Source organism: Variovorax ureilyticus, assembly GCF_037889935.1.
Classification (GTDB): Bacteria; Pseudomonadota; Gammaproteobacteria; order Burkholderiales; family Burkholderiaceae_C; genus Variovorax; species Variovorax ureilyticus.
Map to the genome: position 1 here is coordinate 252,010 of NZ_JBBKZU010000010.1, position 24,627 is coordinate 276,636.

A 24,627-nucleotide genomic window follows, 5' to 3' on the forward strand; every position below is an offset into this window, starting at 1 on the left:
CGGGGGTGGGTCAATAGATATGGAAGTCATCCGTACCCGCGCCCTGCGCGGCCCCAACCTGTGGAGCCGCCACACCTGCATCGAGGTCGTCGTGCGCTGCGAAGGCGATGAAAACGCTGTCGAGCGGCTGCCCGAATTCGAGAACCGCCTGCGCGCCCTCTTCCCGACCATCGGCGAGCTGCACCCCATCGTGCTCGGCCAGCCGCTGGCGCTGGCGCACGTGCTCGAAAACGCCGCGGTGGCGCTGCAGGCGCAAGCCGGCTGCGCGGTGAACTTCGGCCACACCTCGCGCACGGTCGAGGAAGGCGTCTACCAGGTCACCTTCCAGTACAGCGAGGAAGCGGTCGGGCGGCTGGCACTCAAGCTGGCGCTGAAGCTGATCGAAGCGGCGATGCGCCCGGGCGGCGAGTTCGATGCGACTGCAGCGATCACCGAGTTGCGCGACCTCGACGAAGACGAACGGCTCGGGCCCAGCACCGGTTCCATCGTGGATGCGGCGGTCGCCCGCGGCATTCCCTATCGACGTCTCACCAGCGGCAGCCTCGTGCAGTTCGGCTGGGGCTCGAAGCAGCGCCGCATCCAGGCCGCCGAAGTCGACAGCACCAGCGGCGTGGCCGAGTCGATCGCGCAGGACAAGGAACTCACCAAGCAGCTGCTCAATGCCGCCGGCGTTCCAGTGCCGCTCGGCCGACCGGTCGCGGACCTCGAGGACGCCTGGGCCGCCGCGCAGGACATCGGCATGCCCGTGGTGGTCAAGCCGCAGGACGGCAACCAGGGCAAGGGCGTCACGGTCAACATCACGACGCGCGAACAGCTCGGCGCCGCCTTCGCGTCCGCCGCGCACTACGGCGAAGTCATGGTCGAGAAATTCCTGCCCGGCTTCGACTTCCGCCTGCTGGTGGTCGGCGATCGCCTGGTGGCCGCCGCGCGCCGCGATCCGCCGCAGGTGATCGGCGATGGCGCGAAGACGGTGCGCGAGCTGGTCGACATCGTCAACCAGGACCCGCGCCGCGGCGAGGGCCACGCGACCTCGCTCACCAAGATCCGGCTCGACGACATCGCCGTCGGCCGCCTCGAAGCGCAGGGCCTCACGCCCGACAGCGTGCCGTCGCTCGGCCAGCGCGTGGTGCTGCGCAACAACGCGAACCTCTCCACCGGCGGCACCGCCACCGACGTGACCGACACCGTCCACCCCGAAGTCGCCGCGCGCGCGGTCGACGCAGCGCAGATGGTCGGCCTGCACATCTGCGGCGTCGACATGGTCTGCGAGAACGTGCTGCGCCCGCTCGAAGAGCAGCACGGCGGCGTGGTCGAAGTCAACGCGGCGCCCGGCCTGCGCATGCACATCTCGCCTTCGTTCGGCCGCGGCCGTGCGGTTGGCGAAGCGGTGATGGACACGCTCTACGCGCCCGGCGACGACGGCCGCATCCCCGTCGTGGCCGTGACCGGCACCAACGGCAAGACCACCACCGCGCGCCTCATCAACCACCTGCTCGCGAGCAGCGGACTGCGCACCGGCATGACCAACACCGACGGCGTCTACGTCGACGGCCGACAGACCGACAGCGGCGACTGCAGCGGACCGAAGAGCGCGCGCAACGTGCTGATGCATCCGGATGTCGATGCGGCCGTGTTCGAGGTCGCCCGCGGCGGCATCCTGCGCGAAGGCCTCGGCTTCGATCGCTGCCAGGTGGCGGTCGTGACCAACATCGGCAGCGGCGACCACCTGGGCCTGAACTACATCACGACGGTCGAAGACCTCGCGGTGCTCAAGCGCGTGATCGTGCGCAATGTCGCGCCCGGCGGCTACGCGGTGCTCAACGCGGCCGACCCGAACGTGGCCGCGATGGCGACCACCTGCCCCGGCAATGTGATCTTCTTCGCCGCCGATCGCCAGCACCCGGTCATGGCCACGCACCGCGCGCAAGGCAAGCGCACCGTCTACGTCGACCAGGACGCGGTGGTCGCGGCCGAAGGCTCGTGGCGCGAGCGCATTCCGCTGCGCGACGTGCAGATCACGCGCAACGGCACGATCGGCTTCCAGGTCGACAACGTCATGGCCTCGATCGCCGCCGCATGGGCCGTCGGGCTGGACTGGGACACCATCCGCAGCGGCCTCGCCAGCTTCAAGAACGACGCCGCCGGCGTGCCCGGCCGCTTCAACGTGATGGACTATCGCGGCGCGACCGTGATCGCCGACTACGGCCACAACACCGACGCGATGCGCGCGCTGGTGTCGGCGGTCGACACCATGCCCGCGAACAAGCGTTCTGTCGTCATCAGCGGCGCGGGCGACCGCCGCGATTGCGACATCCGCGACCAGACCGCGATCCTCGGCGAGGCGTTCGACGACGTGATCCTCTACCAGGACGCCGCGCAGCGCGGACGCGCCGACGGCGAGGTGATGGGGCTGCTGCGCCAGGGCCTCAAAGGCGCGAAGCGCACGCGCTTCATCGACGAGATCCGCGGCGAGTTCATCGCGATCGATTCCGCGCTGGCCCGCCTTCAACCCGGCGATCTCTCGCTGATTCTGGTCGACCAGGTCGAGGAAGCGCTCGCTCACCTCGCCAAGCGCATCGCCGAGGGCTGAGCGTCCGGGCGCATCCGCAAGACGCGCCCGCGACCGCCAGCCGGTCTTGTCCGACACGAATGCGCGCCGGTGGGCGCTGGCCCCGGGCCCGCCCGCTTCACATACTTTGAACTCCTGGTGCGGCCCTGCCGTGCCGCAGTGAAAAAGGAGTGACCCATGAAGAGTGCTGTTCGTTCGTGTCTTGCCGTTCTTGCCGCTGCAGGTGGCTTGGCCGCGGCGTCCTCCGCCCTCGCGCAATCCAGTTCCCTGCCTTGCGACGGCGTGATGCAGGACCGCGCCGCCTGCCTGCGCGAAAGAGGTGCGGCAGCGCAAACCGCGCGCCAGGGAGGCTTCCCGAAGGTGGACGAAGCCCAGCTGCGCCAGAACGCACTGGCCCGCTGCGCCCGCCAGCCCCCGGCCGAGCAGACGGCCTGCGAACAGCGCGTGCTCGGCACCGGCCAGACCACGTTCACCGGCACGGTGCTCGGTGGCGGCGTGATCCGCACGACCGAAACACCGGTGCCGGCCGCCGAGGCAACGGTCGCTCCCATGCCGGCACCTGCGCCCCAGGTGACACCGATGCCGGCGACGCGGCCCGCGCCGATGCAGAGCCCGATGCAGAGCCCGATGCCTATGCCTGCCCCGACGCGATAGGCACCGCATCGCCAGGGCCGCGCCCAGACCGTCACAAAACGGTAACAATCGGGCGGGGCCCCGTGGCTATATTCGTGGGCTTGTCTCAATCGAGGAGAGTTCCCCATGAACGCCATCAAGGTCGCGCGTCGCTTCATTGAAACCGACCCGGCCAACGAGTCGGCACAAATCCTGGCGAGGCTCGTGCTCGCGCTCGAAGCCGAAAGCAGCTTCGAGCTCGTGCGGCTGTACGACCTCGACTACAAGAGCTTCCAGTTGGCCATCGACATCCTGAAGGAATGGCGGCTCGACCGGTACTACGCCAGCAAGTCCAAGCTGTTCGATCTTTCGCTGCAGGTCCGCGAGCTGCAAGAGTGATGCCGCCGGATGCGGCCGTCGACCCACCAGTGACCGAATTCGAACTCAAGTTCCAGATCGACCCCCAGCAACGTGCAGCGGTCGAAGCGGCGGTGAGCCGCGGCCGCTCCCACGTCGCGCGCCTGCGCGCACGCTACTTCGACACCGCCGACGGGGCTCTTGCGGCAGAGCGCATCGTGCTGCGCCTGCGCAAGGAAGGCCGCACATGGTGGCAGACCGCGAAGGCGCCGGGCGGCACGCTGCTCGAACGCCATGAGCACAACGTCGAGCTGCCGCCCGCGAGCGCGCGCGAAGTGCCGGTGCCGCGCATCGAGCGCCACGAAGGCACGCCCGTCGGCGCGCTGATCCACGATGCGCTGCGCAAGGCCGGACACGATGCCCGGGCGGTCGAACTCGTCGCGCTCTACGGCACCGACGTACGCCGCACCACGCGCGAAATGCGCACCGGCGACGCCCTGGTCGAACTCGCCTTCGATCACGGCGAGGTGAGCGCAGGCGAACGTTCGCATGCACTGTGCGAACTCGAGATCGAGCTGAAGAGCGGCAGCCCCCGTTCGATGCTCGAGCTTGCCCATCGCTGGCGCAACCGCTACGCGCTCTGGCTCGACACCGTGTCGAAGTCCGCGCGCGGCGAGCGTCTGGCCAGCGGCGCGCGGTTCGGCGATCCGGTCAAGGCCGAGCCGCCCCGCCTCGATGAGCGGTCCGACGACGGGCCAGAGGTGCTTTGCGCGGTCATCAAGACCTGCCTGTCGCAGATCCTCGCCAACGCGAGCGAAGTCGCCGCCGGCAGCACCGAGCCCGAACACGTGCACCAGTTGCGCATCGGCATCCGTCGGCTGCGCACCGGACTGCGCGAGATGGAGGCCCTCGCACCGACACTGATCGATCCGGCCTGGGAGCCCGCGCTGGTGACCGCGTTCCGCGCCCTCGGCCGCCAGCGCGACCGGGATCATCTGCTGCAGGACGTCGAGCCGCGCCTCGCGGCCGTCGGAGCGCCGCCGATCGCATGGGCCGACGAAGAGCCGCTGCCCGCCCCTGCGGACGTGGTCCGCAATGCCGACTTCCAGAACGCACTGCTCGATCTCGTGGCCGCCACGCTGCCGACGGAACAGGCGGAGGACGACACCGCCGGAAATACGCCCGCACCACCCGCCTCCGCCCGCAAGGCCCTGCGCAGGCAGCTCACGAAACTGCACCACCAGGTCGTGCGCGACGGCCAGCGCTACGAAACCCTGGAGCCGCACGCGCAGCACCGTGTGCGCAAGCGGCTCAAGCGCCTGCGCTACCTCGGTGAATTCGTCGCGCCGCTCTTCGGCACGCGCGATGCGAAGCGCTACCTCAAGAAGCTCGAACCGGCGCAGGATGCGCTCGGGCAGCACAACGACAACGCGGTCGCCATCGCCGCATACCGCGACAACGCGCCGCACGACGGGCGCTCGTGGTTCGCGGCCGGCTGGCTCAGCGCACGCCAGCCCGCGAGCGCCGCCGAATGCCGCAAGGCGCTCGACGAGGTCGCGAAGGCCAAGCCCTTCTGGAAATAGTTCGGGCTTCAGCACGCCCAATGCCAGGAATCCCGCGGAGCCGGCTTTGCCGGGCCGCCGGGGTTGCCCCCGGAAAGGGGGTGGAGAGCGACACGAAGTGCGCGAGCCTGGGGGTGAACTTCAATGCGAATGCTTGGGCACCGCGGCACCGCGGCAGCCGACAAGGAAGTCGAAGTCGCAGCCTTCATCGGCCTGCAGCACATGGTCGATGTAGAGGCGCTGGTAGCCGCCGCCCTTTTCGCGGGGCGGGGCGACTGATTGGAGCCGATCGGCGAGTTCGGCATCGCCGATGTCGAGATGCAGACGGCCCTGTTCGCAGTCGAGTTCGATCCAGTCGCCGTCGCGCACCACGGCGAGCGGGCCGCCGGCGGCCGCTTCAGGCGCGACGTGGAGCACCACGGTGCCGTAGGCCGTGCCGCTCATGCGCGCATCGGAGATCCGCACCATGTCCTTGATGCCCTGGCGCAGCAGTTTCGGCGGCAGGCCCATGTTGCCGACCTCGGCCATGCCCGGATAGCCCTTGGGCCCGCAGTTCTTCATCACCAGCACCGAACTGGCATCGACGTCGAGCGACTCGTCGACGATGCGCGCCTTGTAGTGTTCGAAGTCCTCGAACACCACCGCGCGCCCGCGATGCCTGAGCAGTTCGGGCGAAGCCGCCGACGGCTTGAGCACCGCACCGCGCGGAGCAAGATTGCCGCGCAGGATGCACATGCCGCCATCCTCGATCAGCGGCTTGTCGATGGGGCGGATCACCTCGTCGTTGTGGCTCGGCGCATCGCGCACGTTGTCCCACAGCGAGCGGCCGTTGACCGTCAGCGCGTCGGGATGCGGCAGCAGGCCGTGTTCGCCGAGCCTGCGCAGCACCGCGGGCAGGCCGCCGGCGTAATAGAACTCTTCCATCAGGAATCGGCCCGAAGGCATCAGGTCCACCAGCGTGGGCGTGCCGCGGCCGATGCGGGTCCAGTCCTCCAGTTCGAGCGGCACGCCGATGCGACCCGCGATCGCCTTGAGGTGGATCACCGCGTTCGTCGACCCGCCGATCGCCGCATTGGTGCGGATCGCGTTCTCGAAAGCCTCGCGGGTGAGGATCTTCGACAGCGCGAGGCCCTCGCGCGCGATCTCCACCGCGCGCATGCCCGACATCTGCGCGAGCACGTAGCGCCGTGCATCGACCGCCGGAATCGCCGCGTTGTGCGGCAGCGCCACGCCGAGCACCTCGGCCATGCAGGCCATCGTCGACGCGGTGCCCATCGTGTTGCAGGTGCCCGCCGAACGCGACATGCCCGCTTCGGCCGAGAGGAACTGGTGCACGTCGATCTCGCCGGCCTTCATCGCTTCATGCAACTGCCACACCGCGGTGCCGGAGCCGATGTCGCGCCCTTCCAGCTTGCCGTTGAGCATCGGACCGCCCGACACCACGATGGCGGGAATGTCGCAGCTCGCCGCGCCCATCAACAGCGCGGGGGTGGTCTTGTCGCAACCGGCGAGCAGCACCACCGCATCGATCGGATTGCCGCGGATCGCCTCTTCCACATCCATGCTCGCGAGATTGCGGGTGAGCATGGCGGTCGGACGCAGATTGGACTCGCCGTTGGAGAACACCGGAAACTCGACCGGGAAGCCGCCTGCTTCGGATATACCGCGCTTCACGTGCTCGGCGATCTTGCGGAAGTGCGCATTGCATGGCGTGAGCTCCGACCAGGTATTGCAGATCCCGATGATCGGCCGGCCGTCGAATTCATGATCGGGAATGCCCTGGTTCTTCATCCAGCTGCGGTACATGAAGCCGTTCTTGTCGGCCGGGCCGAACCAGTCGGCGGAACGCAGCTTGCGGGGTTTCTGATCGGACATGCGTGTTCCTAGCGCTCTGCAGCGCGCGCGGTGAAAAGTCGTTGAAGCAGGCAGAAGACGAACAGCAGCACGCCGACCACGATCCGTGTCCACCACGAACTGAGCGTGCCGTCGAAGGAGATGAGCGTCTGGATGATCCCGAGCATCAGCACGCCGAACAGCGTGCCGACCACGTAGCCGACGCCGCCGGTGAGCAGCGTGCCGCCGATCACCACGGCCGCGATGGCATCGAGTTCCAGCCCCACGGCATGCAAGCCGTAGCCGGACAGCATGTAGAAAGTGAAGACCACGCCACCCAGCGCCGAACAGAAGCCCGACAGGGTGTAGACGCCGATGATGGTCGAGCGCACCGGCAGCCCCATCAGCACCGCCGATTGCTCGCTGCCCCCGATGGCGTACACCGCGCGGCCGAAAGGCGTGTAGTGCGCGACGAACACCGCGATAGCCACCACGCCGAGCGCGATCAGGCCGCTGAGCGAGATCGACGCGCCGCCCCACACCGGCAGCCGCCACTGCGAGACGTCCGAGTAGAACTCGTTGGTGATGCTGATCGAATCGATGCTGATGAGGTAGCAAAGCCCGCGCGCGAGGAACATGCCCGCGAGCGTGACGATGAAAGGCTGGAGCCGGAAGCGCTCGATGAGGAGCCCCATGAAGGCGCCGAAGAGCGTGCCCATCGCCAGCACGAGCGGGATCACGATCGCGGGGCTCCAGCCCTGCTTCTCGACCAGCGAGGCGGACACCATGGTGGTCAGCGCGATCACCGAGCCGACCGACAGGTCGATGCCGCCCGAGAGGATCACGAAGGTCATGCCCACCGCGACCACGCACAGGAACGCGTTGTCGATCAACAGGTTGAGGAACACCTGCAGCGAGAAGAAGCCGTCGTAGAACACCGAGCCCAGCGTTCCCATCAGCACGAACAGCGAGATGGTCGCGGCCAGCGGCAGGTACTTCGGGTTCAGGCGCGCGCGCGGACGCGTCTCGGGCGCAGTCTTGGCCTTCCCGCGCAACGCGGTCGATTCGGGTACGACGGCGCTCATTGGTGCCCCCACGCTCGGCACTTCGTGTCCTCGCTGCCCCCCGAGGGGACGCGAGCTTGCTCGGAGCGATCCGGCGCTGCGCTCATCGCACCCACTCCCCACGCGCCGGGCGCTGCACGAGTTGCCGGATGCTCGCGCGGAACTCGGCCGACTGCAGCAGCATCACGGCGAAGACCACCGCCGCCTTCACCACGAGGTTGATCTCCGGCGGCACGCCCAGCGAGTAGATGCCGTAGGTCAGCGTCTGGATGATGAGCGCGCCGATCACGCTGCCGACGAGGCTGAACCGCCCGCCGGTCAAGGCGGTGCCGCCGAGGGTGACCGCGAGGATCGCGTCGAGCTCCAGCAGTTGCCCGGCGTTGTTGCCGTCCGCGCTCTTGACGTTGGAGCTGATCAGCAGGCCCGCGACTCCCGCGCAGAAGCCGCAGAACACGTACGCGCCGACCATGATGCGCCGCGCCCGCACACCGGCTACCCGCGCCGCACTGGGGTTGATGCCGACCGACTGCACGAACAGCCCGAGCGCGCTGTGCGTGATCGCGAGATACACCAGCGCGAAGACCAGCGCGGCGATGTAGACCGAGAACGGCAGACCCAGCAGGTAGCCGCTGCCGATGAAGAAATAGGGCTTGTAGTAGATCGTGATGATCTGCCCGCCCGTGATGAGCTGCGCGATGCCTCGGCCGGCCACCATCAGGATCAAGGTCGCGATGATCGGCTGCATGCCCACCCGCGCCACCAGCAGCCCGTTCCAGAGTCCGCAGATCGCCGCGACACCGAGCGCCGCGACGACCGCCATCCACATCGGGAAGCGGCTCACCTCCGCGGCGGCACCGTTGTTGACGACCAGCGAGCCGCCGATCATCCACGCAGCCAATGCCGCAGCAATGGCGACCACCGCGCCCACGGAGATGTCGATGCCGCGCGTGGCGATGACCAGCGTCATCCCGAGCGACACCAGCACGAGTGGCGATGCGCGGTTGAGGATGTCGACCAGGCTGCCGTACAGATGCCCGTCGCGCACCTCGATGCGCAGGAAGCTCGGATTGAAAGCTGCGTTGATCGCGAGCAGGATCAGCAGCGTGATGACCGGCCATGCGAGGCGATGGCGGAAGATGCGTGCGATGCGGTCGCTCATGCCTCTGCCGCGATCAGGTCATAGACCGCGTCCTCGCTGGTTCCCGCTGGCAATTCACCCACCTTTCGCCGTTCGCGCAGCACCGCGATACGGTGCGACACGCGCACCACCTCGTTCATTTCCGACGAAATGAAGATCACCGCCATGCCGCCGCGCGCCAGGCGAAGGATCTCGTCCATGATCTCCTGCTTGGCCGCCACGTCGATGCCGCGCGTCGGCTCGTCCAGGATCAGCAGGCGCGGTTCGATAGCGAGCCAGCGCGCCAGCAGCGCCTTCTGCTGGTTGCCGCCGGACAGCAATCCGATCGGGGTGTCGACGCTCGCGGTCTTGATGCCCAGCGCCTTGACGAAGCGCTCCGCCAGTGCGGTCTGCTCGGCGCGATTCAGCGTGTTGCGCACGCCGCGCCGCGCCTGCAGCGCGAGTGCGATGTTCTCGCGCAGCGAGAGGTCGGCCACGATGCCGTCTGTCTTGCGCTCCTCCGGGCACAGCGCCAGGCCGTGCCGGACCGCGTCGGCCGGGCTGTCCAGGTCCACCGCCACACCGTCGATCCGCAGGGTCCCCGAATCGGGTGTCGCGAGTCCGAAGAGCAGACGCGCGAGTTCGGTGCGGCCCGATCCGAGCAACCCTGCGAGCCCGACGATCTCGCCCTTGCGAACGAGCAGGTCGACGGGCTGCAACTGCCCGCGCTGGCCCAGGCCTTCGGCCTCCAGCACGCTGCCCGATGATTCATCGATGGCAGGCAACGGTGCGGGACCACTCGCCTGCGCCGCCAGTTCACGCCCGACCATCGCGGCGATCAGCGCCTGCGGACCCAGTTGGCTCGTCGGCCATTCGCCGACCCACGCACCGTTACGCAACACGGTGATGCGATCCGACACCGCATACACCTGGTTGAGGAAGTGCGTGACGAACAGGATCGCCATGCCCTCGCTGCGCAGGCGCCGAAGCACCGCGAAGAGACTCTGCACTTCGTCGTCGTCCAGGCTCGACGTCGGCTCGTCGAGGATCAGCACCTTCGACGACAAGCCCAGCGCCCGCGCGATCGCGACCATCTGCTGCACCGCCACCGAGTAGCTCGACAGCAGCCGCGACACGTCGATGTCCACGTCCAGCCGCGCGAGCAGGGCGCGCGCCTCGCGGTTCACGCCCGCCCAGTCGATGCGCAGGCCCCGGCGCGGATAACGGCCCGCGAGGATGTTCTCGGCCACCGACAGGTTCGGGCAGAGGTTCACCTCCTGGTAGACCGTGCTGATGCCCATCTTCTGCGCCTCGATCGGCGAGGCCGGGCGGATCGGCTGGCCCGACAGCGCCATCTCGCCGCTGTCGGCCCCATACACGCCCGTGAGCACCTTGATGAGCGTGGACTTGCCCGCGCCGTTCTGCCCCATCAGCGCATGGATCTCGCCCGCGCGCAGGCGCAGCGACACCCCGCGCAGTGCAGGCACGCCGCTGAAGCTCTTGTCGATGCCCGTGAGCTGGAGCACAGGAGAGTCGGCCACCATCTCAATCACCCGAACTGACAGGGGAACCGGCGACGTATGCAACTGGCGCAGACAGGACCAGGAATCCCGCGGAGCCGGCTTTGCCGGGCCGCTGGGATTGCCCCCGGAGAGGGTGTGTCAGAGCCACACGAAGTGGGCGAGGCTGGGGGTGAGTCATCATTTGTTCTTGTTGTAGACGTCGATGAAGACGGCAGCGAGCAGCACCAGCCCCTTGATCACCTGCTGGTAGTCGATGCCGATGCCGAGGATCGACATGCCGTTGTTCATCACACCCATGATGAAGGCGCCGATCACCGCACCCATGACCTTGCCCACGCCGCCGGACGCCGAAGCCCCGCCGATGAAGCAGGCCGCGATCACGTCGAGCTCGAAGCCCAGGCCCGCCTTCGGCGTCGCGGTGTTCAGCCGCGCCGCGAACACCAGCCCCGCCAGCGCCGCGAGCACGCCCATGTTCACGAAGGTGAGGAAGGCCAGCCGCTGCGTCTTGACGCCCGAAAGTCGCGCCGCCTTCTCGTTCCCGCCCAGTGCATAGATGCGGCGGCCGATGGTGGTGCGGTTGGTCACGAAGTCGTAGGCGACGATCAGCACCGCCATCACGATCAGCACGTTAGGCAAGCCCTTGTAGGTGGCCAGCAGGTAGCTCAACAGCAGGATTGCACCCGCGAAGAACAGGTTCTTCAGGAGGAAGAAGCCGTAGGGCTCCTGCGCCATGCCATGCTGCACCAGCCGTGCGCGGCCGCGCATCTTGAAGAACACCAGCGCGCCGGCAGCCAGCACACCCAGCAGCAGCGAGGTGGTGCGCAGGCTCTCGCCGCCGAGCACGTCGGGCACGAAGCCCGAGCTGAGCTTCTGGAAGGCCTCGGGGAACGGCCCGACGGACTGGCCCGCCAGCAGCGCCAGCGTGAGCCCCTTGAACACCAGCATGCCGGCCAGCGTGACGATGAACGACGGAATCCGGAAGAAGGCCACGAACCAGCCCTGCGCCGCACCGATCGCACCGCCCGCGATGAGGCAGACGATGAAAGTCGGCACGAAGTGCCAGTCGTACTCCACCATCAGCACCGCCGCGAGCGCGCCGATGAAACCGCACACGGAGCCGACCGACAGGTCGATGTGCCCCGCCACGATCACCAGCAGCATGCCCAGCGCCATGATGACGATGTAGCTGTTCTGCAGCACCAGGTTGGTGAGGTTGAGCGGCCGCATCAGCGTGCCGTCGGTCAGCACCTGGAACAGCACCATGATCGCGATCAGCGACAGCAGCATGCCGTAGTCGCGCAGGTTGTTCTTGATGAAACCCGCGTGCTCGGCGGCAGCGGTGCTGCTCGGCGCTGGCGTGATGGGGGTGGCCGGTTTCACGGCTTCGACTTCAGGCGGCATGGACGCTGCTCCCGGAAGCTACGATGACTCTCATGATCCTCTCCTGTGAAGCCTCTGCCACGGGGAATTCCGCAACGAAACGCCCTTCGTTCATCACATAGATGCGGTCGCACATGCCGAGCAGTTCGGGCAGTTCCGAAGAGATCATCAGAATGCCTTTTCCCTCGCTCGCGAGCCGATCGATGATGGTGTAGATCTCGTACTTGGCACCCACGTCGATGCCGCGCGTGGGCTCGTCGAGCATCAGCAGCTCGGGCTCGGTGAAGAGCCACTTGCTCAGCACCACCTTCTGCTGGTTGCCGCCCGAGAGATTGACCACGCGCTGGTTGACGCCGGGGCAGCGGATGTTGAGCGCGCGCCGGTAGTCGTTCGCCACCTTGAATTCGCGTGCATCGTCGATCACACCGCGCTCGGAGATGGCTGCAAGATTCGCCAGGCTCACGTTCTTGCGGATGTCCTCCTCGAGCACCAGTCCCGCACTCTTGCGGTCCTCGGTGACGTAGGCGATGCCGTGGGCGATCGCCTTGCCGATCGTGCTCACGTCGACTTCCTTGCCATGCATGTGCACCGACCCACTGATGCGCTGGCCGTAGGAGCGCCCGAACACGCTCATCGCGAACTCGGTGCGGCCCGCGCCCATCAGGCCCGCGATGCCGACGATCTCGCCGCGCCGCACGTTGAGGTTCACGCCCTTGATCTGCTCGCGATCGGCATGCAGCGCGTGGTGCACGCGCCAGTCGCGCACCTCGAAGATGACTTCGCCGATGTTCGGCACGCGCTCCGGGTAGCGGTGCGCCATGTCCCGCCCGACCATGCCGCGGATGATGCGGTCCTCGCTGATCGGCGCGGCGCGGCAGTCCATGGTCTCGACCGTCGCGCCGTCGCGCAGCACGGTGATCGAATCGGCCACCTTGGCGATCTCGTTGAGCTTGTGCGAGATCAGGATCGACGAGATGCCCTGCGCCTTCAGCTCCAGCAGCAGCTTCAGGAGCGCATCGCTGTCGCTTTCGTTCAGGCTCGCGGTCGGCTCGTCGAGGATCAGGAGGCGCACCTTCTTCGACAGCGCCTTCGCGATCTCCACCAGCTGCTGCTTGCCCACGCCCAGGTTGGTGATGAGTGCGGTGGGCGGCTCCTTGAGCCCGACTTTCGCGAGCAGCTCGCGGGTGCGCGCATAGGCCTCGAACCAGTCGATCACGCCGCGCTTCGCCGTCTCGTTGCCGAGGAAGATGTTCTCCGCGATCGACAGCAGCGGCACCAGCGCGAGCTCCTGGTGAATGATGATGATGCCGAGCGCCTCGCTGTCGGCGATGTCGCTGAAGCGGCGCAGTTCGCCGTCGAAATGGATCTCGCCCGCGTAGGAGTCGCAGGGGTACACCCCGCTCAGCACTTTCATGAGCGTGGACTTGCCCGCGCCGTTCTCGCCGACCACGGCATGGATCTCGCCTGCGCGCACCGCGAGGTTGACGTTGTCCAGCGCGTTGACCCCCGGGAAGGTCTTGGTGATGCCGCGCATCTCCAGAATCACATCGTTCACCCTGTCTCCTTCGAGCCTGCGGGGCCGTTGGCCGATGCCTCCCGGCCCCGCGTCGCCTTCGCGGCTGCTACTTGATCTGGCTTTCCTTGTAGTAGCCGGTGTCGACCAGTGCCTGCTTCCAGTTCGTCGCATCGACGCTCACCGGCTTGAGCAGGTACGACGGCACGACCTTCACGCCGTTGTTGTAGGTCTTGGTGTCGTTCACCTCCGGCGCCTTGCCGGCCATCATCGCGTCGACCATGTTGACGGTCACCTTCGCCAGTTCGCGCGTGTCCTTGAACACCGTCGAAGTCTGTTCCTTCTTCAGGATCGACTTGACGGAGGGGACTTCCGCGTCCTGCCCCGTCACCACCGGCATCGGCTGCTGCGGCGTGCCGTAGCCCACGCCCTTGAGCGAGGAGATGATGCCGATCGACAGCCCGTCGTACGGCGACAGCACCGCGTCCACGCGGTCCTTCGTGTAGTAGGCCGACAGCAGGTTGTCCATGCGCGCCTGCGCCACGGCGCCGTCCCAGCGCAGCGTCGAGACCTTGTCCATGCCGAGCTGCTTGCTGCGCACCACCAGCTTGCCGCTGTCGATGTAGGGCTTGAGCACCGACATCGCGCCGTTGTAGAAGAAGAACGCGTTGTTGTCGTCCGGCGATCCGCCGAAGAGCTCGATGTTGTAGGGCCCCTTGCCCTCCTTGAGCTTCAGGGCCTGCTCGATGTACTGCGCCTGCAGCACCCCGACCTGGAAGTTGTCGAAGGTCGCGTAGTAGTCGACGTTCTTCGAGCCGCGGATCAGCCGGTCATAGGCAATCACCTTGACCCCCTTGTCCGCCGCCTTCTGCAGCACGTCCGACAGCGTCGTGCCGTCGATCGCCGCGATCACCAGCACCTTCGGCCCCTTCGTCACCATGTTCTCGATCTGCGCGAGCTGGTTCGGAATGTCGTCCTCGGCGTATTGCAGGTCGGTCTTGTACCCCTTCTCGTTGAAGTACTTGACCATGTTCCCCCCATCCGCGATCCACCGCGCCGACGACTTCGTCGGCATGGAGATGGCAACGAGCCCCTTGTCCTGCGCGTAGGCGACGGGCCCCAGCCCCAACACCACGACGGCCGCCACACCGCCCAACAAGGCCTTCAAGAATTCTCTTCTCATAACAGTCTCCTCTAAGTGAAATGCAATGCGGCCGCGAAGCGCGCCGCCCTTGGTGGGCTGCCGCGGAACCGGCTCTGCCGGGCCGCAGGCAGCGCCCCCTGAAAGGGGGTGGAGAGCGACACGAAGTGCGCGAGCCTGGGGGTCAGTACTTACGGTTCGGGAATTCGGCCTTCGCGACCTCCATCGGGAAGATCCCTTCCTTCGTCAGGATGCGCTTGGGAATGGGCTTGCCCGCCTTGATGTCCTTCACCGCGCTCATGAGCTGCGGGCCCAGCAGCGGGCTGCATTCCACCGACACATTGAGCTTGCCGGCCATCATGGCCTCGAAGGCGCCCTTCACCGCGTCGACCGAGATGATCACGATGTCCTGCGCAGGCTTGAGGCCCGCTTCCTCGATGGCCTGGATCGCGCCGATCGCCATGTCGTCGTTGTGCGCATAGAGCACGTTGATCTTCTTGCCCTCGGCCTTCAGGAAGGCTTCCATCACTTCCTTGCCCTTGGCGCGCGTGAAATCGCCGGTCTGCGAGCGGATGATCTTGAACTTCGGATCGGCCTTGATGATTTCCTCGAAGCCCTTCTTGCGATCGATCGCGGGCGCCGAGCCCACCGTGCCCTGCAGCTCGACGATGTTCACGTCGCCCTTGGTGTCCTTCATCTTCTCGACCAGCCAGCGGCCGGCCTTGCGGCCTTCCTCGACGAAGTCCGAGCCCATGAAGGTCACGTAGAGCGTCTCGTCCTTGCTGTCGACCGCACGGTCCGTGAGCACCACCGGGATGTTGGCGGCCTTGGCTTCCTTCAGCACGGTGTCCCAGCCGGACTGGACGACCGGCGAGAAGGCGATCACGTCCACCTTCTGCGCGATGTACGAGCGGATGGCCTTGATCTGGTTCTCCTGCTTCTGCTGCGCGTCGGAGAACTTGAGGTCGATGTCGGACTCCTTCGCGGCCGACTTGATCGACTCGGTGTTGGCGGTGCGCCATTCGCTTTCCGCGCCCACCTGGGCGAAGCCCAGCACGATCTTCTTCTGCGCGAACGCCGTGACAGGCAGCAGCGAAGAAAGGGACGCGCTGGCAAGAGCGATGTTGAGCGTGCGACGGTTCAGTTTCATGTTGTCTCCTGGTTGACGTGGTGAAAGAAATCTTGATGTTGTTATGGCAATCACTCAGGCCAGCACGTAGCCGGTCTTGACGGTGGTGTAGAACTCCGCGGCATGGCGGCCCTGCTCGCGCGGGCCGTAGCTCGAGGCCTTCCGGCCACCGAAGGGGACGTGGTAGTCGACGCCCGCGGTCGGCAGGTTGACCATGGTCATGCCGACACGCGCATGGCGCTTGAAATGCGAAGCCCGCGACAGCGACGTGGTACAGATGCCCGCGCACAGGCCGAAGGGCGTGTCGTTGGCGAGCGAAAGCGCGTGCTCGTAGTCGTCGGCCTGAAGCACGCAGGCGACGGGGCCGAAGATCTCCTCGCGCGCGACGCGATGCTCCGGCCGCGCGAGGAAGAGCGCCGGGCTCATGAAGTAGCCTTCGCTCGCGCGCGAGAGCCGCTCGCCGCCCCAGACGTGCTCGGCGCCCTCTTCCGTGGCGTTGGCGACGGCGGCGAGGTTCTGTTCGAGTTGCGATGCATCGACGACGGGGCCGATGTCGATGCCACGCTCCAGTGCATGGCCGACCTTCAGCGCGGCGAGCCGATGGCGCAGCCGCACCACGAAGGCGTCGTGCACCGACGCCTCGACGATCAGGCGGCTCGATGCGGTGCAGCGCTGTCCGGTCGAGAAATAGGCACCCTGCACCGCGCAGTCGACCGCGCGATCGAGGTCCGCATCCGCGAGCACCACGAGCGGGTTCTTGCCGCCCATCTCGAGCTGCACCTTCGCACGCCGACGCGCGGCCGCCTGCAGGATGTGCTCGCCCGTGGGCACCGAGCCCGTGAAGCTGACCGCATCGACCAGCGGATGGTCGACGATCGCCTGCCCCACTTCGCGGCCGCTGCCCATCACGAGGTTGAACGTGCCCGCCGGCAGCGCCGCGCGGCTGATGATCTCGGCCAGTGCCCAGCCGCAAGCCGGCACCAGTTCGGCCGGCTTGAAGACGACGGTGTTGCCGTAGGCGAGCGCCGGCGCGATCTTCCATGCGGGGATCGCCAGTGGGAAGTTCCATGGCGCGATGAGGCCGACCACGCCGACCGGCTCGCGCGTGATGTCGACCTGCACATCGGGACGCACCGAGGCGAGCATCTCGCCCCCGGCCCGCAGCGCCTCACCGGCGAAGAACTTGAAGATGTGTCCGGCGCGAGCCGCCTCGCCGACGGCTTCGGGCAGGGTCTTGCCTTCCTCGCGCGCCAGGAGCAGCCCGAGTTCGTCGCGGCGCGCGAGGATCTCGCTGCCGATCTGGTCGAGCACGTCGGCGCGCCGCTGCGGCGTGGTGTGGCTCCAGTGCGGAAAGGCATCGGCCGCCGCGCGGATCGCGGAATGGGTCTGGTTGCGGTCGGCGCGCGCGTACTCGGCGACCACTTCCCGCGTGTCGGACGGGTTGCGGCTGATGCCGGTGGTCACGCCCGTTTCCCATCGGCCGTTGATGAACTGCCGGGTGCGTTGCTGAAGCTCGTTGCGTTTCAAGGTGGGGCGAGTCTAGGAATCGCCCCGATATCTTTCCAATCAAGATTTGGATGGAATCGATATCAGAACCGGCATTCAGGTAAACCCCATGACCAACTACACGCACTGGTTCATCCGTGCGCGCCTCAAGACCCGGCAGCTCCTGCTGCTGGTCGCGCTCGCGGAGGAAGGCAACATCCACCGTGCGGCCCAGGTCCTCAACATGACCCAGCCCGCGGCCTCGAAGCTGCTGAAGGACCTGGAAGACGTGCTGGAGGTATCGCTGTTCGATCGCCTGCCGCGCGGCATGCAGCCGACCTGGTACGGCGAGACGATGATCCGCCATGCGCGCATCGCGCTCGCGAGCCTCAACCAGGCGCACGACGAACTGATGGCGCTCAAGGCCGGAGTCGCCGGACAGGTCAACATCGGCGCGATCACCTCGCCCGGGCTGGTGCTGCTGCCGCCGGCGGTGGCCGCGGTGAAGCGCGAGCATCCCAATCTGCGGGTCTCGCTGGATATCGAGACCAGCCCGGTGCTGCTGGAGCGGCTGGAGCAAGGCAAGCTCGACCTGCTGGTCGCACGCCTCTTCGCCGAGCACGACAAGACGAACCTGCGCTACGAGGCGCTCACCGAAGAACCGGTTTGCGCGCTGGTGCGGCCGGGGCATCCGCTGCTCGGCATGACCGGGCTGGGGCTGCGAGACCTCGTCTCGGCCGGCTGGATCGTGCCGCCCGCCGGCAGCGTGCTGCGCCACCGCTTCGACCTGATGTTCCAGGAGGAAGGCCTCGCACCGCCGATCAACGTGATCGAGACCGCGGCGCTGCTCTTCATCACGCGCATGCTGCAGCAGAGCGACATGGTGGCTGTGCTGGCGTACGACGTGGCGCGCTACTACGCGGCGCACGGCATCGTCGCGCTGCTGCCGGTGGAGATGCCCTGCCACATGGACGCCTTCGGCATCATCACCCGCACCGACCGCCTGCTCTCTCCCGCGGCGAAGGTCATGATGAAGGCGCTGAAGGCAGAGAGCTTCGCGGCCTACGGCAAGCGCCTGGAGGACTGAACCGACGGCATGACATCCTCCTTTTTGGGGATGGGCGCCCACTCGCGCCTTTAGTACAAAACGATTAATTTTTCAAGCGTTTGACAGCGGACTAGGCCAAACGGCGGGTTGCCATGCACCAAGGCTGAGTGTTGAATGCGCTGGGCACGGCTGAACGAAGCCTTAACAACAACCTGCCGCGCTGAACTGGAGAAAAGGAATGAGCGATCCGACCTTGAACCCAGCGGAGGAAATGCCTGTCATCCGGCTCATCGACGACGATGTGGCTTTTCGGCGCGCGGTGCGCCGCCTGCTGCAGGCGGCTGGCCACCATGTCGCGGAGTACAACTCGGTGGGCGCGATGCTGCTCGACGGCATCGGGAGCGCACCCGGATGCCTGGTGCTCGATATCCACATGCCCGGGCCCAGCGGGCTGGATCTTCAGGAAATGATCGCCACGCAACCCGAGCCGCTGCCGGTGATCTTCGTGACGGCCCAAGCCACCGTGCACGAGACGCTGCGCGCCATGAAGGCCGGCGCAGCGGACTTCCTGTTCAAGCCGGTCGACGGCGACACGCTGGTGTCGGTGGTGAACCGGGCGGTGGCCGAGGACGCCGCGCGGCGCAAGAGCCGCCGGCACCTCGCCGATCTCCAGAACCGCTATGCGCGGCTGAGCCCGCGCGAGCGGCAGGTGCTCGACATGGTGGTGAGCGGCGCGCTCAACAAGCAGATCAGCGCCGAGCTCGGCGCGGCGGAGCGCACCGTCAAGGCGCATCGCGCGCATGTCATGTCGAAGATGGGCGTGAACTCGCTGGCCGATCTGGTCCGCGCGGTCGTCCAGCTGGATGCGCCGGCCAGCGTCTGATCCGGCCCGCGAAACCGGCTAAGGCTTCAGGCGCAGTCCGGCGACGAGATAGGTCATTCCGGCCACCGCCGTCAGCGCGACCACGAGCGTGCGCCGGCTGTCTTCGGTCGATAGGCCGAAGATCAGCGCCAGTCCGAACAGCAGCGTCGCCAGGCTGACGATGAACAGCGGCAGCGCGCCGTTGCGCTGGCCCTTGGGCAAGGGCTGTCTGCCCTTCGTGAAGGCGTAGATGATCCCGATCGCGCCCAGCACGATGCAGAACACGATGACCACGCCGAAATAGGCCACCGAGCCGAGCACGCGCGACTGGATCCCCGGATTGGCGAGACCGAACACGCCGATCACGACGCGCAGCACCGCATCCGCGAACACCAGCGAGGAGAGCCAGCGTGCGGGCGGGTACTTGGACACCGCGAACCACAGTGCCGCGCCGATCAGACCGTCCACGAGCGAGAAGTAGCCGTTGCGTCCCAGACCCTTCTGCGCTTCGACGGAGATCGGCACGATCAGCAGGTAGGCCACGAAGAGCAGGCTGATCGCCCCCCGAAGCAGCAGGACCAGTCGCAGGTTCATGACGCAACTCCGTCGGAATGTTTCGTGCCTTTTTCAGTGCCTACTTCTTCCTGGCCGCCTTGCCGCCCGGCTCGACGAACAGCGCCTCGCCCTGGATCAGCGTCGCCTCCACCTGGTCGCCGACCTTCAGCGAATCGAGCAGCTTCGGATCGTCGACCTCGAACTTGCGGGTCTCGCGCACGCCGCGCAGCGTCACCGTCTTCTTCTTCCGGTCGATGGCGAAGACATTGACTACCGCACGCACCGTGTGCTTCACCGCCACGCCAGGGCTCTGCCCAGGCTGGGAGAGGAACACTTCGACCCAGTCGGTGCGCTGGCGGATGCCACTGCCTTCCGCCTTGCGCAGTTCCATCAGCAGCGCCGCGCCCTGCTTCAGCGTCACGACGTCGCCGACCTTGAGCTGGGCGAAGTTCTTCACCTCGTCGCCGGCCCGGATCGTGACCTCGGTGCCATTGGGCCGCTTGAGGGTGATGTCGCGCGTCGCGGAATCGATCTTGGTGATGGTGGCCGAGCGCGTGACGACTCCCCCCGCAACCGCCTCGCCCGGCTCACGGCCGATGACGACCGCAGCCGCGTCCGGCGGGGCAGCCTGGGGCTTGTCCTGCGACCAGACCGGAACCGCCACCGTGGCGGACACCGCCAGCATGAGACCCACAATGCGCTTATTCATGAATGAAGCTCCTGATGAGGGGAAGAAAATCGGATCGGTCGCCGGATCAACTGCCCGACCAAGGCCCGACCACCTGCCAAGGCGACGCGCCCTTGGCGGTGCTCTTGTTCCTGCAGAAGATGTAGTCGCCGGCGTTCTGCAGCGAACCGTGGCGGTTCTCCACGCGCGCGAGCTTGCAGTCCGGGCGGCCTTTAGGATCTTTCGAGGGCGTGACGCTGCCGCTGGCGCTGGCGCCGCTTTCCCACTTGGTGGTGACGCCGTCTTCGCCGTCGAGCGCCTTGTTGATCGTCCTGGTCATGACCGCGACGTCGGCCTTGCTGAAACGCGTGATCGGCTGGTCGCGGATCCCGTTGTAGAAGTCCATCGGGCGCGCGTCCGCCGCCATCGTGACCAGCGCCGCCGCGGCAGCCGCCAGCCATCTGATTCCCTCGCTCCTGTGCATCCTCGCCCCCTTGCTTCGGAAGAAGATTTGACATCGACCATGCGCATGAAACCGTGCGGCTTCGATGCACCGTCTGGCCGGATCGTGTTGTAGCCCGCCCGCAGCATGAAGTCCATCGGAACGGTGTCGCGCCCATCTTGCGATTCACCGCGCGGGCTGCAAATCGGCCCGACGGGCAGCACCGCTTGCACCTTGGGGCAATTGGCGTCACCGCATCGTGCGTGCGATGCATTCGAGCAACGTCGGATGCGCCGTGCGCGATGGAATGACGGGGCGAGCCGGAATAGTTCACAAGGTCGATGGCGCAGGGTGTCGAGCGCGCATTACGATGAGTCGCGCAACCAGGACATCGAGGCAGGGAGGCCCGCATGAAGAGACGTTTCGAAATCGAGTCGCTGCTCACCGCAGTCGCCATCGCGGTGCCGTTGACAACGAATGCAGAGCCGGCAGCGGCCCTGTCTCCCGAGCAACAGGAGGCGGACTACCGCGTGATCGCCGCACGCTGCGGCACGCCCGCCTACGAGAAGGCGTTCTTCAAGCAGTCGAAGGCCGTGGTCGCTGCCGGACTGGTCTCCAGGACGCGGCCGCCCGCCGAGGTCGAGAAGACCGTCACGGCGCTGCGGCGCAGCCCTTTCGTGCTCGTCGCCGCGCCTGCGGATTGCGCGGCACAACTCAAGCAGCTCGATGCATTGCGCAGCACCCGCAATGCGCTGCTCAAATCCTCGCCCGGGGCGCGCAAGGCCGCGGCGAGATAGGCGCAGCGGAGTCAGCGCCCGCCGTAGACGCTCTCGTCGGGCGATGCGCGATCGTGCCGGATCGAAGCACTGCGCAGGCTCAGGATCCACAGCCGCGCGTGCCGCTGTTCGCGGTTTTCGAAGCGCTCGGTGAGCCGGCGGATGCCGGGCCGTTCGATGGCTGCGAGGGTCATCCAGTCGGTGCCGCCGAACGACGGCGATTCCCCACTGCGATCCACCAGGGCAGGGCGAAGCGCGGTCACCCATTCGGTGGGAACACTCGGATCGCGATCCAGCGTCCGCAAGGCGATCTTGGCGGCCTTGGGGCTCAAGGCCTGAATCTTGTGAAGGTGGAAATCAAGGTCCAAGAGGCTACCCCCCTTTCAGATACATCAGGATACAGGTGTATGTGAAAATTTCACAGGGGTTTTCCCGGCATTTCCTCCGGTTTGCGTGGCAAGGCTACTGGGAGCTCATCCGTTTGTATTCATTGCGCTTCATCGTGAGATAGTCCTGGCGCTCGACCTCGTGCAACTGGCGCGCGTAACGCTCGGTGCTGTCGAACCAGAGCGCGAGGCGCTGAGGCAGCTGAGCCTTCGTCGGCTGCTCGAGAAAGGCGTCGATCGCGAGGTAGTAGCGCATGGTGTTGCGCTCGACCACGCCGAGCACGCCGCCGATGTAGTCCGGCTCGCCGGATGCCGTCTTGCCGTTGGCGGTGAAGCCGACCTTGTCGCTGCCGATCGTCTTGAGGTAGCCCTGCATCGCGATCCGCGCCGCGGCGCCGTAGCCGTACGAATAGCTCAGGTGGATGAAGCTCTTGCCGTCCGGCAGCGGCGTCGCCTCGAGTTCGATGCGGTAGTCGCGCGTCGACAAAGGCCCCTTGTCGGCCCCGAGGCCCACGCTCAGGAAGTCCGGCGACACCGTCGAGGGCTTCCAGACGAAATCGATGCGCTGCGCCTCCGACAAAGGCTGGTCGAACTTGCGTCCCACCGAGACGGCCAGCGACTTGGCATCGCCTTCCCCACGTACCGCGCAGTACTTGGTGTTGAGATGCAGCATGAGCACATCGCACCACACCGTGGGCTGGCTCAAGGACGCGCTCACTTCGCTGAACGGATGGCTCAGCACCGCGAAGATGTTCCCGCTGAGCTGCCCCGAAGCCTCCGACGATTCGAGCACCAGCGGCCGGCCGAAGACGTTGTCCGCAAGCTGGGATTGCACGGCCGCGTGCTTGGCTTGCAACGCCGCCGCGCTGCCGAGCATGCCCTGCGCGAATCCACCGGCAGGAAGGAAGAGAAGACAGAGCCAGAGCGCCAGGCGACGGAACATCGAGTGCTTCATGATGAAAGACATTCTTTCCGCACGGCAGGGAGCTCGGCGCGCAGGCGGGTGCCTGCTCTGTCGAAGCGGAACGGCCCCGCGCGCCGTGCAACAGCGCGGGCCGCTCCGCCCCGAAGGGTCAGACCGCCGTGACCGACACCGCCTTGGTGACCAGATAGGCCTCCATGGCTTCGGGTCCGCCTTCGGAACCGTAGCCCGAGTCCTTCACGCCGCCAAAGGGCATTTCAGGTGTCGGCGTCGCCGGCTGGTTGACCCAGAGCATGCCCACTTCGAGCTGATGCGACAACAGGTGCAGGTTCTTGATCGACTTCGTGTAGGCATAGCCGGCCAGGCCGTAGGGCAGGCGGTTGGCTTCGGCGATGGCTTCCTCGATGGTGTCGAAGCCGCGGATCGCAGCGATGGGGCCGAAGGGCTCGTTGTTGAACACATCGGATTCGAGCGACACGTCGGTCAGCACGGTGGGCGCGAAGAAGTTGCCCTCGCTCCCCACGCGCTCGCCGCCCGTGGCGACGGTCGCGCCCGTGGCGCGGGCGTCCTCGATCACCTTGGCCATCGCGCTCAGGCGGCGCGCATTGGCCAGCGGGCCGAGCGTCGTGCCTTCGGCCAGGCCGTCGCCCACCTTGAGGCTTTCGGCGTGCTTCACCATCGCCTTCGCGAAGGCGTCGCGGATGCTGTTGTGCACCAGGAAGCGGGTCGGTGAGATGCAGACCTGACCCGCATTGCGGAACTTGGCGCCGCCCGAGGCCTTGACCGCGAGCTCGACATCGGCGTCCTCGGCCACGATCACCGGTGCGTGGCCGCCCAGTTCCATCGTCGCGCGCTTCATGTGCGCGCCGGCCATCGCGGCGAGTTGCTTGCCGACCGGCGTCGAGCCGGTGAAGGTCACCTTGCGGATGATCGGATGCGGGATCAGGTAGCCGGAAATCTCGGCCGGATCGCCGAACACCAGGCCGACGGTGCCCTTCGGCACGCCGGCGTCGACGAAGGCCTGCAGCAGCGCGGCCGGCGAAGCGGGCGTTTCCTCGGGCGCCTTCACGAGGAAGGAGCAGCCGCTCGCGAGCGCCGCGCCCAGCTTGCGCACGATCTGGTTGATCGGGAAGTTCCAAGGCGTGAAGGCGGCGACCGGGCCGACCGGCTCCTTGATCACGAGCTGCTGCGCATTCAGATTGCGCGACGGCACGATGCGGCCGTAGACGCGGCGGCCTTCGTCGGCGAACCACTCGATGATGTCCGCGCCCGCCAGCACTTCGCCCCGCGCCTCGACGAAGGGCTTGCCCTGCTCCTGCGTAAGCACGCGGGCGATGTCGGCGGCGCGCTCGCGCACCAGGCCGGCCGCTTTGCGCATGATGGCGGCGCGCTCGTTGGCCGGCATCCGGCGCCAGGCCTGGAAGCCGCGCTGCGCCGCATCCAGCGCACGGTCGAGGTCGGCGATGCCCGCGTGGGCGACCTTGCCGATCGGCTTGCCGGTCGCGGGGTTGATCACATTCAAAGTCTTGCCACTGACGGCGTCGCACCATTCGTTGTCGATGAGCAGGCGCGTGTCGGGATAACTGGCTGAAGTCATGCTGGGTCCTTGAATCCGTGAGAGGGGTGTGCCGGTTCGAGCGGATCGAACCTGGCGAAGGCCGCGCCGCCGGTAGCGGCGCCGGGC

General features: G+C 66.9%; 22 protein-coding genes. 7 read left to right on the forward strand and 15 right to left on the reverse strand.

All coding sequences use genetic code 11. The features are described from left to right. The first annotated feature begins 19 nt into the window (after positions 1–19). The 4 genes from cphA (at position 20) to WKW77_RS22835 (ending at position 5,121) form a co-directional block, all read left to right on the forward strand. Positions 20–2,590 (forward strand): cyanophycin synthetase, encoded by a 2,571-nt coding sequence (gene cphA, locus WKW77_RS22820; RefSeq protein WP_340359158.1) that lies wholly within the window; start codon positions 20–22, stop codon positions 2,588–2,590. A 156-nt stretch (positions 2,591–2,746) separates the two neighbouring features. Continuing rightward, on the forward strand, positions 2,747–3,223 hold the full coding sequence (locus tag WKW77_RS22825) for a hypothetical protein (protein ID WP_340359159.1): 477 nt from the start codon (positions 2,747–2,749) through the stop codon (positions 3,221–3,223). A gap of 105 nt (positions 3,224–3,328) precedes the next feature. Beyond that, positions 3,329–3,580, forward strand: a complete 252-nt coding sequence (locus WKW77_RS22830) for a hypothetical protein (protein WP_340359160.1) — start codon at positions 3,329–3,331, stop codon at positions 3,578–3,580. A 29-nt stretch (positions 3,581–3,609) separates the two neighbouring features. Then, entirely contained in the window at positions 3,610–5,121 is a 1,512-nt protein-coding gene (locus WKW77_RS22835) for a CYTH and CHAD domain-containing protein (protein WP_340359161.1), read from the forward strand. Positions 5,122–5,241: 120 nt separating this feature from the next. Here the strand turns inward: WKW77_RS22835 and WKW77_RS22840 are convergent, their stop codons facing one another. The 9 genes from WKW77_RS22840 to WKW77_RS22880 all read right to left on the reverse strand — a co-directional run bounded on the left by WKW77_RS22840 (position 5,242) and on the right by WKW77_RS22880 (position 17,327). After that, the gene (locus tag WKW77_RS22840) at positions 5,242–6,975 is read right to left on the reverse strand and encodes an IlvD/Edd family dehydratase (RefSeq protein ID WP_340359162.1); all 1,734 of its coding nucleotides are present in this window, start codon (positions 6,973–6,975) and stop codon (positions 5,242–5,244) included. An 8-nt stretch (positions 6,976–6,983) separates the two neighbouring features. Further along, complete coding sequence (gene yjfF, locus WKW77_RS22845; protein WP_340359163.1) at positions 6,984–8,018, reverse strand: galactofuranose ABC transporter, permease protein YjfF; 1,035 nt, start codon at positions 8,016–8,018, stop codon at positions 6,984–6,986. An 82-nt stretch (positions 8,019–8,100) separates the two neighbouring features. Next, positions 8,101–9,156, reverse strand: a complete 1,056-nt coding sequence (locus tag WKW77_RS22850) for an ABC transporter permease (protein ID WP_340359164.1) — start codon at positions 9,154–9,156, stop codon at positions 8,101–8,103. Beyond that, positions 9,153–10,655, reverse strand: coding sequence for a sugar ABC transporter ATP-binding protein (locus WKW77_RS22855; RefSeq protein WP_422823248.1), 1,503 nt, complete (start codon positions 10,653–10,655; stop codon positions 9,153–9,155). Before WKW77_RS22855 ends, WKW77_RS22850 begins: the two co-directional genes overlap by 4 nt. A 159-nt stretch (positions 10,656–10,814) precedes the next feature. After that, positions 10,815–12,038 carry a multiple monosaccharide ABC transporter permease gene (mmsB, locus tag WKW77_RS22860; RefSeq protein ID WP_340359166.1) on the reverse strand — a complete coding sequence of 408 codons (1,224 nt, stop codon included), beginning with the start codon at positions 12,036–12,038 and terminating at the stop codon, positions 10,815–10,817. Continuing rightward, positions 12,028–13,551, reverse strand: a complete 1,524-nt coding sequence (mmsA, locus tag WKW77_RS22865; protein ID WP_340359206.1) for a multiple monosaccharide ABC transporter ATP-binding protein — start codon at positions 13,549–13,551, stop codon at positions 12,028–12,030. Before mmsA ends, mmsB begins: the two co-directional genes overlap by 11 nt. An 88-nt stretch (positions 13,552–13,639) precedes the next feature. Next, positions 13,640–14,713: a multiple monosaccharide ABC transporter substrate-binding protein gene (chvE, locus tag WKW77_RS22870; RefSeq protein ID WP_340359167.1), complete on the reverse strand. Its 1,074-nt coding sequence runs from the start codon at positions 14,711–14,713 to the stop codon at positions 13,640–13,642. Positions 14,714–14,855: 142 nt separating this feature from the next. Further along, positions 14,856–15,821: an ABC transporter substrate-binding protein gene (locus WKW77_RS22875; RefSeq protein WP_340359168.1), complete on the reverse strand. Its 966-nt coding sequence runs from the start codon at positions 15,819–15,821 to the stop codon at positions 14,856–14,858. Between the two features lie 54 nt (positions 15,822–15,875). After that, positions 15,876–17,327, reverse strand: a complete 1,452-nt coding sequence (locus WKW77_RS22880; protein ID WP_340359169.1) for an aldehyde dehydrogenase family protein — start codon at positions 17,325–17,327, stop codon at positions 15,876–15,878. 88 nt (positions 17,328–17,415) lie between these two features. Here WKW77_RS22880 and WKW77_RS22885 point away from each other — a divergent pair, with 88 nt between their 5' ends. Together WKW77_RS22885 and WKW77_RS22890 are read left to right on the forward strand one after the other, a co-directional pair. Continuing rightward, the gene (locus WKW77_RS22885; RefSeq protein WP_340359170.1) at positions 17,416–18,372 is read left to right on the forward strand and encodes a LysR family transcriptional regulator; all 957 of its coding nucleotides are present in this window, start codon (positions 17,416–17,418) and stop codon (positions 18,370–18,372) included. A 199-nt stretch (positions 18,373–18,571) separates the two neighbouring features. Next, positions 18,572–19,216: a response regulator transcription factor gene (locus WKW77_RS22890; protein ID WP_340359171.1), complete on the forward strand. Its 645-nt coding sequence runs from the start codon at positions 18,572–18,574 to the stop codon at positions 19,214–19,216. Between the two features lie 18 nt (positions 19,217–19,234). Here the strand turns inward: WKW77_RS22890 and WKW77_RS22895 are convergent, their stop codons facing one another. The 3 genes from WKW77_RS22895 to WKW77_RS22905 are packed head-to-tail and all read right to left on the reverse strand — an operon-like array spanning position 19,235 to position 20,901. After that, complete coding sequence (locus tag WKW77_RS22895) at positions 19,235–19,789, reverse strand: hypothetical protein (protein WP_340359172.1); 555 nt, start codon at positions 19,787–19,789, stop codon at positions 19,235–19,237. 40 nt (positions 19,790–19,829) lie between these two features. After that, complete coding sequence (locus WKW77_RS22900) at positions 19,830–20,459, reverse strand: hypothetical protein (RefSeq protein WP_340359173.1); 630 nt, start codon at positions 20,457–20,459, stop codon at positions 19,830–19,832. 46 nt (positions 20,460–20,505) lie between these two features. Continuing rightward, complete coding sequence (locus tag WKW77_RS22905; protein ID WP_340359174.1) at positions 20,506–20,901, reverse strand: hypothetical protein; 396 nt, start codon at positions 20,899–20,901, stop codon at positions 20,506–20,508. A gap of 368 nt (positions 20,902–21,269) precedes the next feature. Between WKW77_RS22905 and WKW77_RS22910 the strand changes: the two genes are divergently transcribed. Next, complete coding sequence (locus WKW77_RS22910) at positions 21,270–21,656, forward strand: hypothetical protein (RefSeq protein WP_340359175.1); 387 nt, start codon at positions 21,270–21,272, stop codon at positions 21,654–21,656. An 11-nt stretch (positions 21,657–21,667) separates the two neighbouring features. On the opposite strand, the gene WKW77_RS22915 is transcribed toward WKW77_RS22910, so the two are convergent. The 3 genes from WKW77_RS22915 to WKW77_RS22925 form a co-directional block, all read right to left on the reverse strand. Further along, on the reverse strand, positions 21,668–21,967 hold the full coding sequence (locus WKW77_RS22915; RefSeq protein ID WP_340359176.1) for a hypothetical protein: 300 nt from the start codon (positions 21,965–21,967) through the stop codon (positions 21,668–21,670). Between the two features lie 130 nt (positions 21,968–22,097). Beyond that, the gene (locus WKW77_RS22920) at positions 22,098–22,988 is read right to left on the reverse strand and encodes a hypothetical protein (RefSeq protein ID WP_340359177.1); all 891 of its coding nucleotides are present in this window, start codon (positions 22,986–22,988) and stop codon (positions 22,098–22,100) included. Between the two features lie 106 nt (positions 22,989–23,094). Then, positions 23,095–24,540, reverse strand: coding sequence for an NAD-dependent succinate-semialdehyde dehydrogenase (locus WKW77_RS22925; protein WP_340359178.1), 1,446 nt, complete (start codon positions 24,538–24,540; stop codon positions 23,095–23,097). Positions 24,541–24,627: the final 87 nt, after the last annotated feature.